Here is a 14,510-nt window from a genome sequence, read left to right on the forward strand (position 1 = left end):
CCCAACGGATGCTTTTTCTTATCTTAAGAAATCGACAAGGGATGGCTGAATCACTTTAGCTGTCGTCGCTAAAGCAGCTCTATTCACAGTCTCTTGTTGAAGAAGATCAAGAATGGCTTTTTCACTTTCTACATCTTCGGCATCTGATTTAGCCTTTTTCAGCACTTCAAATTGCGAAGTCAAACGGCTCCCGACTAAGTCGATACGATTGGATCTAGCCCCAAGATCTGAACGCTCAGCACTCATCACTTCTTTAAACTGATCGATATTTCCTAATGCATCATCTGAATTTGTAAACGTTCCATTTTTTAATGAGTTTTCTAAATCAGTCAGCATTTCAATGACATTTTGACCACTGGCAGATTGCCCACCAAAAGCTGAAAGAGGATTTGAATTCACATTTAATGTGATTCCATCAGAAATGTTCGATTGAACCACGTTTGCATCTGTATAGTTTTCAAAGTTAAATGTAAATGTACCATCTGCATTCTCTACAACTGGTTTAACATTTGTATTCGTCCCATTAAAAACAAACTTACCTAACATCTGCGTGTTCATTGCATCAATGATTTGATTCTTCATCTGACCAATTTCTACCCCGATAGCAGCTAAATCTTCTGGCTGTTTTGTTCCATTGGCCGCATCGAGTACTTTATCTCGTATATTCGACATGATATCAATGATTTCAGTGACACTTGTTTCAGATGTATCAATCCAGTTTCGTGCCTCATTTAAATTAGTTTGGTATTGCTCATTTCGAAACATGGCTGTACTATACTGAAGACTTTTCACTGCTGCCACAGGATCATCAGACGTTTTTGTGAAACGTTTTCCAGACTGTGCCTGCTCATTAATTTTAGAGAGTTTTTCATAACTTTTACTAATATTTCGAAGTGAATTTTGAGAAATCATACTTTGCGTGACTCGCATCAGTTACCTTACCTTCCTACGACTCCCATGCCGTTTATTATTTTATCTAATACTTCGTCTTGCATCGTCATAATTCTTGCTGCTGCATTATACGCATGCTGAAATTGAATCATGTTCGTCATTTCTTCATCTATAGATACAGCACTAGTTGACATCCTGCGTTCATTGGCTGAATTCACAAGAGCAGCTGAACTGCTTTCAAGGGTCATGTTCTTTTTAGCTTGTATCCCCATTTCAGCAATAACATTCTGATAGTAATCCTGAATCGTAGTGGTAGTTCCGCCGATTGGCAATTTTAAGTTTTGAATATTAGCTAATTTCGTAGCATTCGAACCATCACCTTGCGTTTGATTAAGAGATGCAGCAATGTTATCTGTCGATGCTAAAATCACGTCACTCACTTTGATACGTGCTGCCAAGCCTTTATTCAAATCATTGTTATTCTCAATATCGAAAAAGTCTTGTCCACTTGTGCCATTTAACGTGTACCCTTGCTTATGGACGTCGTTAAAAGTATCCATAAATACTTTTGCTACTTCATCCAGCTCAGCAAGCATATCCGGGTACATGCCTTTTTCATCTCCATTAGACATGTAGCCATACGCCTCAACAAGTGCTTTCACTTTACCATTCACTTGTAATTGATCAGCTGCGATGGTTGTCGTTCCAAATTGGAGTGAGTTAACAAGTCCCGTCGTATTATCATAGGAAAGTTGCAATTCAGATTTTTCATTGGTAATGCCATTTAAAATTGTTCCAGCAGATTGTCCATTAGCACCGATAATGTCGATGTTAACGGTTCCTTCAGCAATTTCCAGAGCATTTCCTCCAGAAGGGTTGTAGCTCACTTTAATATCAACAAGTGAGGAAAGCTGATCTATAAGAGCGTCGCGCGTATCATAAAGATCATTGGGAAGATAACCATTTGGCTCAACTGTTGCAATCTGTTTATTCACTTCATCAATTTGAGTTAATAGGGTGTTCACATTTTTTGCCGTTGAATCAAGTTCAGTTTTTAAATTCTTTTGTATCGTTGTTAAAGAAGAATTTAGCAGGCGGAATTGATCTACTAAAGCCTGAGCACTTGTCTTAACAACTGTACGGGCTGAAGCAGTATCAGCATTTTTCGATTCCGATAAGACTTGTAATGATTTCCAGAGATTATCGAAGGCTCTATTCAAGCCTTCATCTGTCAAATCATTCATCACTCCTTCCATTTGTGAAAGAGCATCAGACTTCGTCGCATAATAAGACAAATTATTGTTATGATCTCTATACTGAAGATCTAAAAAGCTGTCTCGAATTCTTTCAACAGTTCCAACTTGGACACCTGTCCCCATTTGGCCGTATGTCTTGCCATCATAAACAGAAATCACTGGGTAAGGATTCTCTGCTTTAAAGGTAACTCTTTGTCTTGAGTAGCCATCAGTATTTGCATTGGATACGTTGTTTGATGTGACATAAAGCCCTGCACGCTGGGCTGTGATTCCTCTTTTTGCCGTTTCTAGTCCCATGAATGTAGAACCCATAGATATCCTCCTTGTTTACGCCTTTGAATCAAACAAAGCCCTATGCTGTTTAGGCTTTGAACTCTCAAGACCATTTTGTCCGTAATTCATATTTTCTTTGTTAGGATTCACAAGATCGAATGTCAGTGAAATAAATTGAAGTGACTGCTGAATAAGCTGTTTGTTCAGTTCGTTTACATCTTTCAGTTCCACCATGATGTCATTCAGCTTCTCATATAACGAAATAAGCTCTTCTTGATCCGTTCCTGTAGCTTTTTCGATACATGCGGTGATTGTCGGCGATTGATCACTTTGTAAAAATTGAACTGCTGCTTCAATCCGCCTTTCTTCTAATTGTGAAATGGCCTGAATATATTTTTGCTCAAGGTTCAGAACCTCTGAAAGAGCATCGATCTCGTTATTTTTCAGCATTTCTGTTTTATTCTTAGACAGCTTTAGAAGCTGTTCATGTAATCCGTAGAGACGGTGCAGTTCTTCAATCATTATTTTTACTGACATTCACGCTACTCCCTTTTGTTATTGTTGTTTATAAAAATTCAACATTTTATCTGCAATGCCTTTTGTATCTACTTGATATGTTCCGGCTTCAATGCTTTTTTTAATTTGGTCTATTTTATCTTGACGTTCTTTCATGATATTCGGCACCTTTTGCATTTCGATTGCCTTTTTAGAAATTTCGACTTTGTCAGTTGATTTTGCTTGATTCGATTGCAACGTTTGTTTTTCATATGTTTTCTTGTAAGGATTTACTGGTTGTGTTCCATATCGATTAATTTTCACGGGATTCCTCTCGCTTTCCGTTACAGTCTGTCTTGATTCTATCCATTTTATCGACCAAACTGCAACTTAGTTTAGGGAATCAGTCGTTTTTAGGATTAATGGCATAATAGGTGTCTTTTTTCCTAGATTCAATCTCCCTTTTACGCTCTTCTTCTTGGTCCATTTGGCTGATTTGCGTCTTTATATCCTTTTCACAATGGCTACACAGCTTGTTTTTCCTGATCGGTTGGCCGCATCTTTCACAAGGATAATTGATATTCGGGAATTGACTAATTTGAAGTCTTTTCAAACGGATAAATTTCAGGATTAATTCTTCATCAACTTCTGTTGCGTCTACTATTTCAGCAATGGTTGATTGTCTATTACTTTGCTTACGCAAGAATTTATAAACGATATCAAAAGAACGTTCTTCTTCTTCAAAGCATTTGTTACAAACCGTTTGGATGGTGGTTTTTAAAAATAACTGATTACATTGTGGACAGTTTGCCAATTGATTCATAACCAAAACCCCTTACGTTATTTTCTTTTCTTAATATCGGTTGATTGTCATGATTTTTAACTACGAATCAACGTAAAAGAGGAAACACTTTTGGCGCCTGCGTCTTTTAAAATTTTTGCTGCATGATAGACTGTCGCCCCAGTTGTATAAATATCATCGATTAATATGATATCCTTTAGAACGATCGGGTTTGCCTGCCTTAATTGAAACAACTTCTGTTGATGTAAACGTTCATTTTTTCTTTTCTTAGACTGCTTCCTTTGATGTACTTTTATAAGTGGCTCCAATATAGGTCCGCCAATCATGGAAGCAAGCATCATTGACTGATTGAATCCTCTTTCCTTTAATCTCTCTTTACTCAAAGGAATTGGGACAAGCACCGGTTCTTTGATTGAAAAAGAACGTTTAAACGCTGACTGTACATCTTTTTTAAATAGATCAGCTAAAGCCGTATCACCTCGAAATTTAAATCGAGCTAGAACATCTTTCATAAAGTCGTTGTAAGCATAAACAGACCGATTCATTACAAGAATCTCAGCAAAATCCCGTCGTTTATTCCACCTTGAACAATCATGACACAATTGATCATTTGATTGCGCTCTTCCGCATTTGGGACAAGTAGGACCTTGAATCTTCATGAGGTGGTTCTTACATGCTACACATAAACGATCTTCATTTAATAGTAGGAATGATTTCCATGTAAAAGCAGCCACAAAATGGCTCTCACAAATTGGACAAATCAATGCTTTTCTTTGTTCAACGGCAAATGATTTTCGCACCTTGGATATGTAGTGACCGTTGAAGCAGCTTCTGTCAGAATGACGAGCATCGCTGTATTTTTCTGTTTATCCACCATCTCGGATTTACTGTAGGATATTTTATCGATATCTGTTATATATTGCGGTTTCACTTGATTTAGAGAAATGGCTAATACATCTTCTATACATTTTTCACAATGACAAATCATGTTTAATTGGTTGAGATATTGATAGAGAATTTCTTTAAGTAGTATTTCTTTTGCGTTGAGTAGCATATTTTGTCTCTCCTGCCATTTGTGTTTTGTGAATATAATGTACCATGATTTAGTTGAACCCACACTATTTTTCAGAAAACTCTTTTTCAGCTGTATTATTCATTTTTACGATATGTTTCTTTGCTTGTTTCATACTTCTCGTTAAGCCAAAATGAAAAAAGTACACGTCTCCGTTAAAAAAATCTGGATGTCTCCCTGCTCTACCAGAAATTTGAACAAGTGCACTTTCTGTAAAAATAGGAGATTCCGCACCTAATACGCCCACTTGAACATCTTGAATGGTAACGCCTCTTTCTAGAATAGTTGTTGTAACCAATACATCGTATCTATGATCTCTGAAATGCTGGACTTTTTGCTTCCTTTCTTGATCATCCGCAGAAACACCCTGTACATTTACATCTTGAACTTGAAGAATATGAGTTACCTTCTTCATAGTAGAAATAGAAGGAACAAAGAGTAACACTCTTTTTTTCTTTGTGATATGTTCATGCAGCCAGTTCATTGTAGATGCTGGAAGCCGATTTCTTTTTAATCTCTTTTTCCAATCTCCAACCCATTGAAATGTTGGGACAGGTAACGGTTTTTGGTGGAAGCGCAGAGGAATTTTGATCGCTTCTAATTGTCTACGAGCAACATCTTTTTGCATTTTTTTAGATGGTGTGGCACTTAAGTAAATTCTAACTCCTGTTTTTTTCATTGACTTTAAAACAGCAAACTGAAGCCGTTCATCGATTGAATAAGGAAAAGCATCGACTTCGTCTACAATGAGGACATCAAAGGCGTTTTTATATCTCATTAGCTGATGGGTTGTAGCGATCATAAGCGGCGCCATTTGAAATCTTTGAGAACTCCCGCCATAAAGTGCAGCTATATTCAGTCCTTGAAATGCCTTTCTCATTCGAGGTTCAAGCTCAAGTACAACATCGGTTCTAGGCGTCGCAATACAAACACTCATTCCGTTATTTAGCGCATATTTTATTCCATGAAAAAGCACCTCCGTTTTCCCCGCACCACAAACAGCCCAAACGAGCAGATCAAATTTGTTTTGGATTGCTTCTACTAGCCTATCGGACGCTCTCTTTTGCCCTTTAGAAAGCTCTCCCTGCCATGTTAATTCAACTTGTCTTGTTTCTTTCTTTTGTGGACCCGTCCATTCGTAGAGAAAGCCACATTCGCTTACTTTTCCCAGCATGATGCAGGATCTACAGTATACACAGTCTTTTTTACATGTTTCACACGGAGAGAGGGCAAAGTAGCGCTTGTTTGATACACCGCACCGGCAGCAGATCAAACCACTCGCCACCCTATCGACTGCAGGTGTTCTATGGATAAATCCTTGATTCTCCAGCCACTCCAATTCGGACTGTGTACATTGACATTCAACAGGAAGAAGGTGCCTTGATTGTAGCTTGTGACTGAGTTCCATTGCTTTTTCCAGATTCAATTTCACGCACTACCTTTCCATTCATGTTGACCCATTATGTACAAAGAGAAGGCCTTTCGTCTAATTGTAAAAATAGAAAAACAAATCCCCTTTTCCATGAGAAAAGGGGATTTTGATATCTACCTAATGATCCAGCCAAGTGCTAAAGAGCCTTCGCCTAGATGAGTGCCAATCACGGCACCAAAGTAGCTTTTATAAAATTCAACATGAGGATACTTTTCTAATAAGTGCGCAATTAATTCATCTGCTTCTTCTTCTCTATTACCATGTATCAGAGTTGCTCTCATTGGAACACCACGTGATGCATCTTCATCAAATAATTCAAAAATACGTGAAATGGCTTTTTTGCGTGTACGAATCTTCTCAAAAGGGACAATTAGCTTGTTGTCAAAATGCAAGATAGGCTTTACCTTTAAGAGGCTTCCAATAAAAGCCTGAGCACCATTTAATCTGCCGCCTCGTTGTAAATGAGTTAAATCGTCTACCATAAAATAAGCTCTTTGATTTTCTTTCAGATAATTGAGATGGGAAATCACTTCTTCTGGAGAAGCACCATCTTGGATTTTTTCAGCAGCTTCTAACACATAAAAACCTTGCGCCATACAGCTAGTCTCTGTATCAAACGGATAAATGTCGATTCCGTCAACTAGTTCATTCGCTGAGGCCGCACTATTGTATGTTCCACTAATTCCGCTTGACAGATGTATACTAATCACAGCATCATATGTTTCGCTAAGTTTTTCATATAATTCTATAAGTTCACCGAAAGCAGGCTGAGAGGTTGTTGGAAGATCTTTATGTTTCTTGACTTCTTCATAATATGTCTTCCAATCCATTTCTACTTCTTCACGGTATGATTCAGTACCAAAGATGACATTCAGAGGGATCATATGAATATGATGTTTATCACGTAGTTCTTGTGGTATATAAGCAGTACTGTCTGTTACAACGGCTATTTTCATTCTTAAATACCTTCCTTATCCGTTAAGTTGCTTTTTAAAAAAGAATGATCATTGTTTTTCACTAGATTTATAATACTAATCAAAAAAGCTTGCCTAATCAATAGGCAAGCCCGCTATATCCGAAAAAGACTCCTTACCTGCCTATCATTGCTCTCTAACTTGAATGTGAGAGAACTAAAAACAGGCGAAAAAGGAGTACTTGTCCGGAACATTATCTCATTTCTACCCAGCCGTTTTTAATTGCTACAACAACAGCTTGAGTACGGTCATTTACATTCATTTTTTGCAAAATGTTACTCACGTGGTTTTTGACTGTTTTCTCACTAATAAAGAGCGACTCACCAATACCTCTGTTGCTCTTTCCGTCAGCTAACATTTGAAGAACTTCACATTCACGTCTTGTTAAGATATGAAGTGGTCTGCGAATTTCAGGATATACCTCGTGCTGTGGATGTGCTGAAACGCCGCTTGTTGCTAAGCGTCGGAATTCATTTACTAAGTTATGAGTGACTTTCGGATGTAAATAGGAGCCTCCGTCAGCTACTACTTTTACTGCTTCAATGAGGGTATCTGCATCCATTTCTTTTAACAAGTAGCCTCTTGCTCCTGTTTTTAATGCATGTGTCACATAGTTTTCATCGTCATGAATAGATAGGATAATGACTTTTGATTCGGGATAAAGCTCTACTAGCTGTTTTGTAGCCTCCACACCATTTACATTCGGCATATTAATGTCCATAATGACAACATCCGGATGATAGTGTTCTACGATACGTGCAGCTTCGTCACCGTCGTCTCCTTCTGCAACTACTTCAAAAGTAGGTTCAAAATCTAAAATCCGTTTGACACCTTCACGGAATAATTGGTGGTCATCGATAATTACAATATTTACTTTAGTCACAAGCTACGCCTCCCCATGTTTATTGTTCTACACCTGAACTTTATGGTCAATATGTCTTTTGTCTCTATTTTACAATTTTATTTTGTAATGTTAACGGTACTCTAATCATGATGAATGTCCCTAGACCTATTTTTGAGTCTATGGTCATTTTACCTTCTAGTAAGTCTACGCGCTCTTTCATACCAAGTAACCCAAAGGATTTGTTTTTATTTGTTTTAACATCCTTCATATCAAAGCCTTTTCCATCGTCTTTGATAATTAAGGTGACAAAGTCTTTCGTCACTTCAACCTTCACAGAGATTTCTTCAGCTTCAGAATGCTTTAAAGAATTTGTGACAGCTTCTTGAGCTAGTCTAAATAGTGCCACTTCAAATTGAGAAGCAATTCTTTCGCTTTCAGTATCACCTAAGCACTGGAACGTAATTTTGGTTTTTCCATCATATTCTTCAATTGTGTTTAAGTATTTTCGCAGTGTCGGAATGAGACCCAAATCATCTAAAGCCATTGGTCTTAAATCATAAATGATTCTTCTCACTTCGTACAGTGCATTTCGCACATTCTGTCTTAGACTTCTAATTTCTTTAAAGCCTTCTTCTGTTCCACGGTCTCTAAAAATCCGTTCTATTAGTTCTGAACGCATCATCACGTTTGCCAGCATCTGAGCAGGTCCATCATGGATTTCTCGTGATACCCTTTTGCGCTCTTCTTCCTGGGCTTCAATAATTCTTAGTCCAAAATCTTGTTTTGCCTGAGCATCTTCAAGTAAAACACCGACCTGACGTAAATCTTGGTTCAAGTAGTTGAGGACGACCGTAATCTGGCTCACAAGCGTTTCTGAACGTTCAATGACGTCTTGTAAGCTTAACAATCGTCTTTCGAGATCATCTCTTCTTTCCCTCAGCTGTTTTTCGCGCTGCTGGATCATGGTCAATTCTACTTGCAGGTTATGTGCTTTTTCATAGGCTTCTCGTATTTCTTCTTCGCTGAATTTGTTGAAGTTTCTGCTGACCTCAGATAATCGATTTCTAGCATGTCTCGTATGTACTTCTAGTTTATCCCCAAAATCAATTACTTCGTTGACTTGCTGTTTAATTTGCTTAAGCTCTTCTACTAGGCTTTCATATTGTTGACGGGACTGTTCGCCGATTCTAAATACTTCGTCCTTACTGCCATCAACTGTACTTAGCATTTTCATGATGATTGAATCCAATAACTTCGGATCCATTTTAGGTGTTGTCATGGCTTTTCCCTCCCGTAACAGTGATGTCATCTTTTTTTATTATAAATGTCATTGATCTGCATTTTATGTCGAATTATAATGAAAGAATGCGTATAAATCATGAAATTTTTATGACGACCCTTTTTCCGCTCCTATCATCATAACAAAATACGCTGTAAAATTCTAAAACCAATGCAAATTTTCTCTAGCCTTACAATTTGCTTGTCAGGAGGGTATGTCTTTTGCTGAACCGCTATCTCACAGTCAAAAGCCGTGGCGAGCATGAGATCGTCATTGAAAAATCACGTTTTATTTGTCATATACAACGTGCTGTCTCAGAAGAAGAAGCACAAGCCTTTATACAATCCATAAAAAAACAACATTGGAACGCCACTCATAATTGTTCCGCCTATTTGATCGGTGAACATGATCTGATTCAAAAAGCAAATGATGATGGTGAACCAAGTGGTACGGCAGGGGTACCCATGCTTGAAGTGCTAAAAAAACGCAAGCTAAAAGATACAGTTGTTGTCGTCACTCGTTATTTCGGCGGTATTAAGCTAGGTGCCGGTGGATTAATTCGTGCGTACGGAAAATCTGTGTCTGAAGCAATCAATCATGTTGGTATGGTAGAACGCTGTTTAATGCGTACGATGCACACAACAATAGATTATACATGGCTTGGAAAGGTAGAGAATGAGCTTAGAGCCTCATCTTTTCAGCTAAAAGACATCCATTATGCAGAAGATGTGATTTTTGAAACGTATGTAGAAGAAACACAAACAGAGCAGTTCATTGAATGGATGACTGAGTTAACTAATGGAAAGAGTGTTACTAAAGAAGGCGAATTGATTTATTTAGAAAAGGACGTTGGTCCGATAAAGGAGACAGATGAATGGCACAACGAGTAAAAGTGCGTGTACGAAAGAAAAAGAGTAAGAAGAAAAAGATTTTCAAACGGATTCTGGTCTTATTTTTGCTTCTCTTCATCTGCATGGGCGGATTTGCAGTTTATAAGATTGTGAATACACTCCAAGCTGCTGACAAAACTTATGATGAATTAGAGCGCGGAGAGAAATCGAAACTCCGTGATGCTGTCATTGATATAAAGAAAAAACCTTTCTCTGTCCTATTTGTTGGCATAGAGGATTACGCCACAAATGGTGATCACGGCCGCTCAGATTCACTCATCGTCGCAACGATTAATCCTCAGGATAAAACGATGAAAATGGTCAGTATCCCCCGTGACACACGAGTACAGCTTGCTAGTGACACAACGGGAAATAAAGTAAAGATCAATGCGGCATTTGCTAAAGGCGGTAAAGACGAAACGATTGAAACTGTCGAACAATTCTTGCATATCCCAATTGACAAATATGCAACAGTGGACTTTGACGGTTTTAAGGATGTCATTGATGAAGTTGGGGGAATCGATATAGACGTTCCATTTGACTTCAATGAAAAAAGTGACGTCAAAAAATCGAAAAAGATTTACTTTAAAAAAGGGAATATGCATTTAAACGGGGAAGAGGCACTTGCTTATGCGCGAATGAGAAAACAAGATCCACGTGGTGATTTCGGGCGTAACGATCGTCAGAAACAAATCTTACGTGCCATGATTGATCAAATGGCGAAACCTCATAACATTGCAAACGTGGATAATATCGCAAAAGAAGTAAGTGATCATATAACAACCAACTTCCGCATCACAGAAGGACTTGCTCTACAGCAAATTTATAGTGGTTTTAAAGGAGACGATACTGAAACACTATCTATTAAAGGATCAGACCTTTATTTAGGACCAAATCGAACATACTTCTTTGAGCCAGATCAAACCAACTTGGCTGAGGTGCAAAATGAGTTAAGGACGCATTTAAAGCTTCCTGCTGAGTCATCGTCCTCAACTGAAACAAATACACAAACCGATTCATCTTCTGATGCAACAGGGTCAGCCGATACTCAGGCCCCTTCGACCAGCACATCAGGACAATAATAGGAAAACAGCCCGTTCCTTGGAAGCGGGCTGTTTTTTATTGTCTTTTGACCATACGTTTGTAGAATTTCGTAAATGGTTTAAACTCTTCGTTCACCAAACCAGTGACTTCAGCGATAACTTGCATAAACATGACCAGTAAAAAGATGATGATCAATGACAGCCAAATGGTGGCACTTGTCAGTAAAATCGCGCTTAAGCTGAAGACTAGGCCAATCATGTAAATCACAATCACTGCCATTCGATGTGATAAGCCAAAGGCCATCAGTCGATGATGGATGTGTGATTTGTCAGGTGCTGAGATAGGCTGTTTATTCAATATTCGTCTGATGATCGCAAAGGTCGTATCAAAGATAGGCACACCTAAAATAATTACAGGGACAACAACACTAAACAAAGTAACACTTTTGTACAATCCTAAAAGTGACAGGACCGAGATCATATAGCCTAAAAATAACGAACCTGTATCACCCATAAATATTTTTGCTGGATGGAAGTTATAAAAAAGAAAACCGATGGTACTGCCAATGACGACAAGAGATAACGAAAGAATCAGGATCTTGTCCGCAGAAAATGCCATGACGGCAATCGTGGTTAAACCGATAACCGAAATTCCGGCAGCCAGTCCATCTAATCCGTCAATTAAATTGATCGCATTTGTAATCCCAACAATCCATAGTACAGTCAGGGGATACGCCATCCATCCTAACTCCAGTCGATCTGTTAAGAAAGGAACAGAGAAAAAGTCCATTTTTAAGCCCGTGCTCACGATTAAGCAAGCAACGAGAACTTGCACAAGAAATTTAAATTTTGCACTTAAATTATATTTATCATCAAATATACCTAAAATGACGATGAGTACAGCGCCAACTGATATAGCTGTAATTTTATTATGTAGAAACAGCCCGCCTGCTAGTGCTCCAGCCGCTACCCCAATAAAAATCGCCAAACCGCCCATTCGAGGCATTACTCTATCATGAACTTTTCGTTTATTCGGCTGGTCCACTGCACCAATCTTAATTGCAAACTTTTTGACGATTGGTGTCACAATTAAAACTGTAGCCAGAGAGACAAAAAACGCTAATAAGGCGCGTTCGTAATCCATAGGTCAGTCTCCTTCTAAATTGAAATCTGTATTTTGTATATTGGCCGCTCTTTCCATTATACAATTGAATATAGGATGATCACAAGCTCCCCCTAAGAAGAAGAAACAAATAAAAACGCACAATCCTGAATGAATTATGCGTTTTCTTTAATATTCGTTAATTCCACCATGTTTGTGAACAGTGCGTGCCAATCTTTTTTCTTTGCCCGGCTTTGTCTTAGATGTCTGCATGTCATGTCATCTTTTTTACTGATCACTTTCTGGCAGGCTTCTACGAAGAGAGCTGGATCTTCGCCCTCTACATATTCATACACATCATTCTCTTTTAGCCTTTCCGTTGATGGAAGATTTAAACCAACAACAGGGATTCCGGCAGCTAAAAATTCATACAGCTTGAGCGGAAAAACCGCTTGATTGTAAGGAGACTGTTTGTATGGCATCATCCCTACATCAATTAATTTCATATAAGCAGGCACTTCTTCTGGTGCGACTGCTCCTGTCCATAGGACATTGGGCAGTTTGAGTGCATGCTGAAAAGATGGATCTCCATTCGTTCCATCCGGACCGACAAATAAAAATGTCCAATCTGGCTGCATGCGAGCAGCTTGAGCGATCATGTCAAAATCGAGCTTCGGCTTGATCCCACCTATAAAGCCAAGAACCGTTCCCTCTCTTCCCTCTAGCACGTCTTCCCTGCTAGGGAGGTTGCTTTTTGCAAACACATCATACTCGACGCCATTTTCGACTGTAAAGACATCTTTCGGTTCACCCATGAGCCTTTTTTTGATTTGATCATGTAAGTATTGTGAAGAGCACGTAATGCTGTGTGCATATTTAATAATGCGGTTTTCTGCTTTTACAATGACTCGCTGTCTCATATAAGAGAGAATGTTGTTTTTTCCGCTGATGGGCTCTCCCCACAGGTCACTGCAATCATACACAATATGTTTCCATTCAAATAAAGAAGATAAGAGCGGAAATCCCGGAAACGTATACCATAAACAGACGGCTATGCCCTGCTTTTCTTCTTGACGCAAATGCTCAAGAAGAGGAGATAATTTATGGAAATAAAACATATCTTGATAACGACCAAAGCGAAAAAACTTGCTCTTGAGCACATCAGGAATGGTCATTTGCTTCATTCGATCCGTTATAGGCTGAAAGGGAGCTAAATGACGATTGGCAGATGGGCATACCCAGATGACCTCTTTCGTTTCTGGATCAGATGCAAGAAATTCCGCCAGTCGATGCCGTCTGTACCTTAGGCCATCGTGTCCCCATTCTCCCGTTGCGACAATCACATGTATGGTCGACTCTGCTTTCACCTTTATCACCTTTTTTCCCTTCTGTTTATAAGCGCTTTTTGACAGCATTTGTGGCATAGTGCATAAAACACCAAGATGCTTTCACAAAATGAAGCTGCTCAATTTCTCTATAGACAAACCATGTTTTTTTCGCTGCTTTCCACTTGTTACTAGAAATCGAGTTTCCCACGATGCGATATTCACTGAGCGGCTCACTCATTCCATAGGCAGTAAATCCTTTTTTTAAAATAGAGAGCCATGTGGCTAAGTCCTGCCTTGTTCGAATGTTTGGCATTTCCACGTGTCCTACTTGTTGAAGATCGAGCATCACCGTCAAACAGCCGATAATCGTATTTTTTAAAGCTTCATTGTAGTTCAACTGAGCCGGCGCTGTGACGGTTTTTTGTAATGGCTCTCCATTTTCTGAAATGATGTCATATGCCGTGAAAGTAAAGGCATGATCATTTTCTAACATAAACTTGACCTGCTTTTCGAGCTTTGTCTGTTTCCACATATCATCGCTATCTAAAAAAGCGATAAAGCGGCCTTTCGCCTGTTTGATGGCTGTGTTTCTAGCAATAGCGGCTCCCCCGTTTTCCTCTAAATAAATGACGTTGATTCTGTCGTCCGTCTGACTTAATTCCCCTAACAACTTCCTTGTGCCATCTGTTGAGCAATCATCTGCAATGATCAGCTCCCAGTTGGAATAGGTTTGGGCAAGGACGGAATGAACTGTATCCGTTAAATAACGTTCCGCATTATACGCCGGTGTAATAATTGATACTAACGGTTGATTGTTCACCTAAGACTC

Annotated in this window: 16 protein-coding genes and 1 pseudogene; 2 read left to right on the forward strand and 15 right to left on the reverse strand. The window is 38.9% G+C overall.

Going from position 1 to position 14,510, the window contains the following annotated elements:
• Positions 1 to 18 precede the first annotated feature (18 nt).
• From flgL to V7L95_RS04715, 12 genes and pseudogenes are all read right to left on the reverse strand, one after another.
• Positions 19 to 930 carry a flagellar hook-associated protein FlgL gene (gene flgL, locus V7L95_RS04660; RefSeq protein WP_008348257.1) on the reverse strand — a complete coding sequence of 304 codons (912 nt, stop codon included), beginning with the start codon at positions 928 to 930 and terminating at the stop codon, positions 19 to 21.
• Positions 931 to 938: 8 nt separating this feature from the next.
• Entirely contained in the window at positions 939 to 2,459 is a 1,521-nt protein-coding gene (flgK, locus tag V7L95_RS04665; protein ID WP_008348259.1) for a flagellar hook-associated protein FlgK, read from the reverse strand.
• Positions 2,460 to 2,474: 15 nt separating this feature from the next.
• Complete coding sequence (locus V7L95_RS04670) at positions 2,475 to 2,957, reverse strand: flagellar protein FlgN (RefSeq protein ID WP_017357865.1); 483 nt, start codon at positions 2,955 to 2,957, stop codon at positions 2,475 to 2,477.
• Positions 2,958 to 2,975: 18 nt separating this feature from the next.
• Positions 2,976 to 3,239: a flagellar biosynthesis anti-sigma factor FlgM gene (gene flgM, locus V7L95_RS04675; RefSeq protein ID WP_003213252.1), complete on the reverse strand. Its 264-nt coding sequence runs from the start codon at positions 3,237 to 3,239 to the stop codon at positions 2,976 to 2,978.
• A 79-nt stretch (positions 3,240 to 3,318) separates the two neighbouring features.
• Positions 3,319 to 3,738 carry a TIGR03826 family flagellar region protein gene (locus V7L95_RS04680; protein ID WP_017357864.1) on the reverse strand — a complete coding sequence of 140 codons (420 nt, stop codon included), beginning with the start codon at positions 3,736 to 3,738 and terminating at the stop codon, positions 3,319 to 3,321.
• A 56-nt stretch (positions 3,739 to 3,794) separates the two neighbouring features.
• Positions 3,795 to 4,262, reverse strand: a complete 468-nt coding sequence (locus V7L95_RS04685; RefSeq protein ID WP_017357863.1) for a ComF family protein — start codon at positions 4,260 to 4,262, stop codon at positions 3,795 to 3,797.
• A 51-nt stretch (positions 4,263 to 4,313) separates the two neighbouring features.
• A pseudogene (locus tag V7L95_RS04690) lies at positions 4,314 to 4,517 on the reverse strand (hypothetical protein); the annotation flags it as partial.
• Positions 4,478 to 4,771, reverse strand: coding sequence for a competence protein ComFB (locus tag V7L95_RS04695; RefSeq protein ID WP_017357862.1), 294 nt, complete (start codon positions 4,769 to 4,771; stop codon positions 4,478 to 4,480). The gene V7L95_RS04695 and the pseudogene V7L95_RS04690, both read right to left, overlap by 40 nt.
• A gap of 64 nt (positions 4,772 to 4,835) precedes the next feature.
• Positions 4,836 to 5,963, reverse strand: a complete 1,128-nt coding sequence (locus V7L95_RS04700) for a DEAD/DEAH box helicase (RefSeq protein WP_076821192.1) — start codon at positions 5,961 to 5,963, stop codon at positions 4,836 to 4,838.
• Positions 5,964 to 6,334: 371 nt separating this feature from the next.
• A complete protein-coding gene (locus tag V7L95_RS04705) occupies positions 6,335 to 7,177 on the reverse strand; it encodes a DegV family protein (RefSeq protein WP_007499966.1) in 843 nt (280 codons plus the stop codon).
• A 211-nt stretch (positions 7,178 to 7,388) separates the two neighbouring features.
• On the reverse strand, positions 7,389 to 8,078 hold the full coding sequence (degU, locus tag V7L95_RS04710; RefSeq protein ID WP_008348273.1) for a two-component system response regulator DegU: 690 nt from the start codon (positions 8,076 to 8,078) through the stop codon (positions 7,389 to 7,391).
• A gap of 64 nt (positions 8,079 to 8,142) precedes the next feature.
• Positions 8,143 to 9,318: a sensor histidine kinase gene (locus V7L95_RS04715; protein ID WP_003213166.1), complete on the reverse strand. Its 1,176-nt coding sequence runs from the start codon at positions 9,316 to 9,318 to the stop codon at positions 8,143 to 8,145.
• Positions 9,319 to 9,539: 221 nt separating this feature from the next.
• Here V7L95_RS04715 and V7L95_RS04720 point away from each other — a divergent pair, with 221 nt between their 5' ends.
• A complete protein-coding gene (locus tag V7L95_RS04720) occupies positions 9,540 to 10,208 on the forward strand; it encodes a YigZ family protein (protein ID WP_017357860.1) in 669 nt (222 codons plus the stop codon).
• Positions 10,193 to 11,290: an LCP family protein gene (locus V7L95_RS04725; RefSeq protein WP_007499958.1), complete on the forward strand. Its 1,098-nt coding sequence runs from the start codon at positions 10,193 to 10,195 to the stop codon at positions 11,288 to 11,290. The genes V7L95_RS04720 and V7L95_RS04725 overlap by 16 nt, the downstream gene beginning before the upstream one ends.
• 37 nt (positions 11,291 to 11,327) lie before the next feature.
• Here V7L95_RS04725 and V7L95_RS04730 read toward each other — a convergent pair whose 3' ends face one another.
• The 3 genes from V7L95_RS04730 to V7L95_RS04740 form a co-directional block, all read right to left on the reverse strand.
• Positions 11,328 to 12,395: an MraY family glycosyltransferase gene (locus V7L95_RS04730; RefSeq protein WP_007499956.1), complete on the reverse strand. Its 1,068-nt coding sequence runs from the start codon at positions 12,393 to 12,395 to the stop codon at positions 11,328 to 11,330.
• A 134-nt stretch (positions 12,396 to 12,529) separates the two neighbouring features.
• The gene (locus tag V7L95_RS04735; protein WP_017357859.1) at positions 12,530 to 13,777 is read right to left on the reverse strand and encodes a glycosyltransferase; all 1,248 of its coding nucleotides are present in this window, start codon (positions 13,775 to 13,777) and stop codon (positions 12,530 to 12,532) included.
• Positions 13,746 to 14,501, reverse strand: a complete 756-nt coding sequence (locus V7L95_RS04740) for a glycosyltransferase family 2 protein (RefSeq protein ID WP_008348281.1) — start codon at positions 14,499 to 14,501, stop codon at positions 13,746 to 13,748. The genes V7L95_RS04735 and V7L95_RS04740 overlap by 32 nt, the downstream gene beginning before the upstream one ends.
• Between the last annotated feature and the right edge of the window lie 9 nt (positions 14,502 to 14,510).

This window comes from Bacillus sp. PPSBB_11, assembly GCF_038023285.1.
In the GTDB taxonomy this organism is placed as follows: domain Bacteria; phylum Bacillota; class Bacilli; order Bacillales; family Bacillaceae; genus Bacillus; species Bacillus altitudinis.

Bases quoted from the DNA above. Each gene is read 5' to 3' on its own strand.
- flgL (WP_008348257.1), bottom strand. From the start codon at position 930: ATGCGAGTCACGCAAAGTATGATTTCTCAAAATTCACTTCGAAATATT.
- flgK (WP_008348259.1), bottom strand. From the start codon at position 2,459: ATGGGTTCTACATTCATGGGACTAGAAACGGCAAAAAGAGGAATCACA.
- V7L95_RS04670 (WP_017357865.1), bottom strand. From the start codon at position 2,957: ATGTCAGTAAAAATAATGATTGAAGAACTGCACCGTCTCTACGGATTA.
- V7L95_RS04680 (WP_017357864.1), bottom strand. From the start codon at position 3,738: ATGAATCAATTGGCAAACTGTCCACAATGTAATCAGTTATTTTTAAAA.
- V7L95_RS04685 (WP_017357863.1), bottom strand. From the start codon at position 4,262: ATGAATCGGTCTGTTTATGCTTACAACGACTTTATGAAAGATGTTCTA.
- V7L95_RS04695 (WP_017357862.1), bottom strand. From the start codon at position 4,771: ATGCTACTCAACGCAAAAGAAATACTACTTAAAGAAATTCTCTATCAA.
- V7L95_RS04700 (WP_076821192.1), bottom strand. From the start codon at position 5,963: ATGCTGGGAAAAGTAAGCGAATGTGGCTTTCTCTACGAATGGACGGGT.
- V7L95_RS04705 (WP_007499966.1), bottom strand. From the start codon at position 7,177: ATGAAAATAGCCGTTGTAACAGACAGTACTGCTTATATACCACAAGAA.
- V7L95_RS04715 (WP_003213166.1), bottom strand. From the start codon at position 9,318: ATGACAACACCTAAAATGGATCCGAAGTTATTGGATTCAATCATCATG.
- V7L95_RS04725 (WP_007499958.1), top strand. From the start codon at position 10,193: ATGGCACAACGAGTAAAAGTGCGTGTACGAAAGAAAAAGAGTAAGAAG.
- V7L95_RS04730 (WP_007499956.1), bottom strand. From the start codon at position 12,395: ATGGATTACGAACGCGCCTTATTAGCGTTTTTTGTCTCTCTGGCTACA.
- V7L95_RS04735 (WP_017357859.1), bottom strand. From the start codon at position 13,777: ATGCCACAAATGCTGTCAAAAAGCGCTTATAAACAGAAGGGAAAAAAG.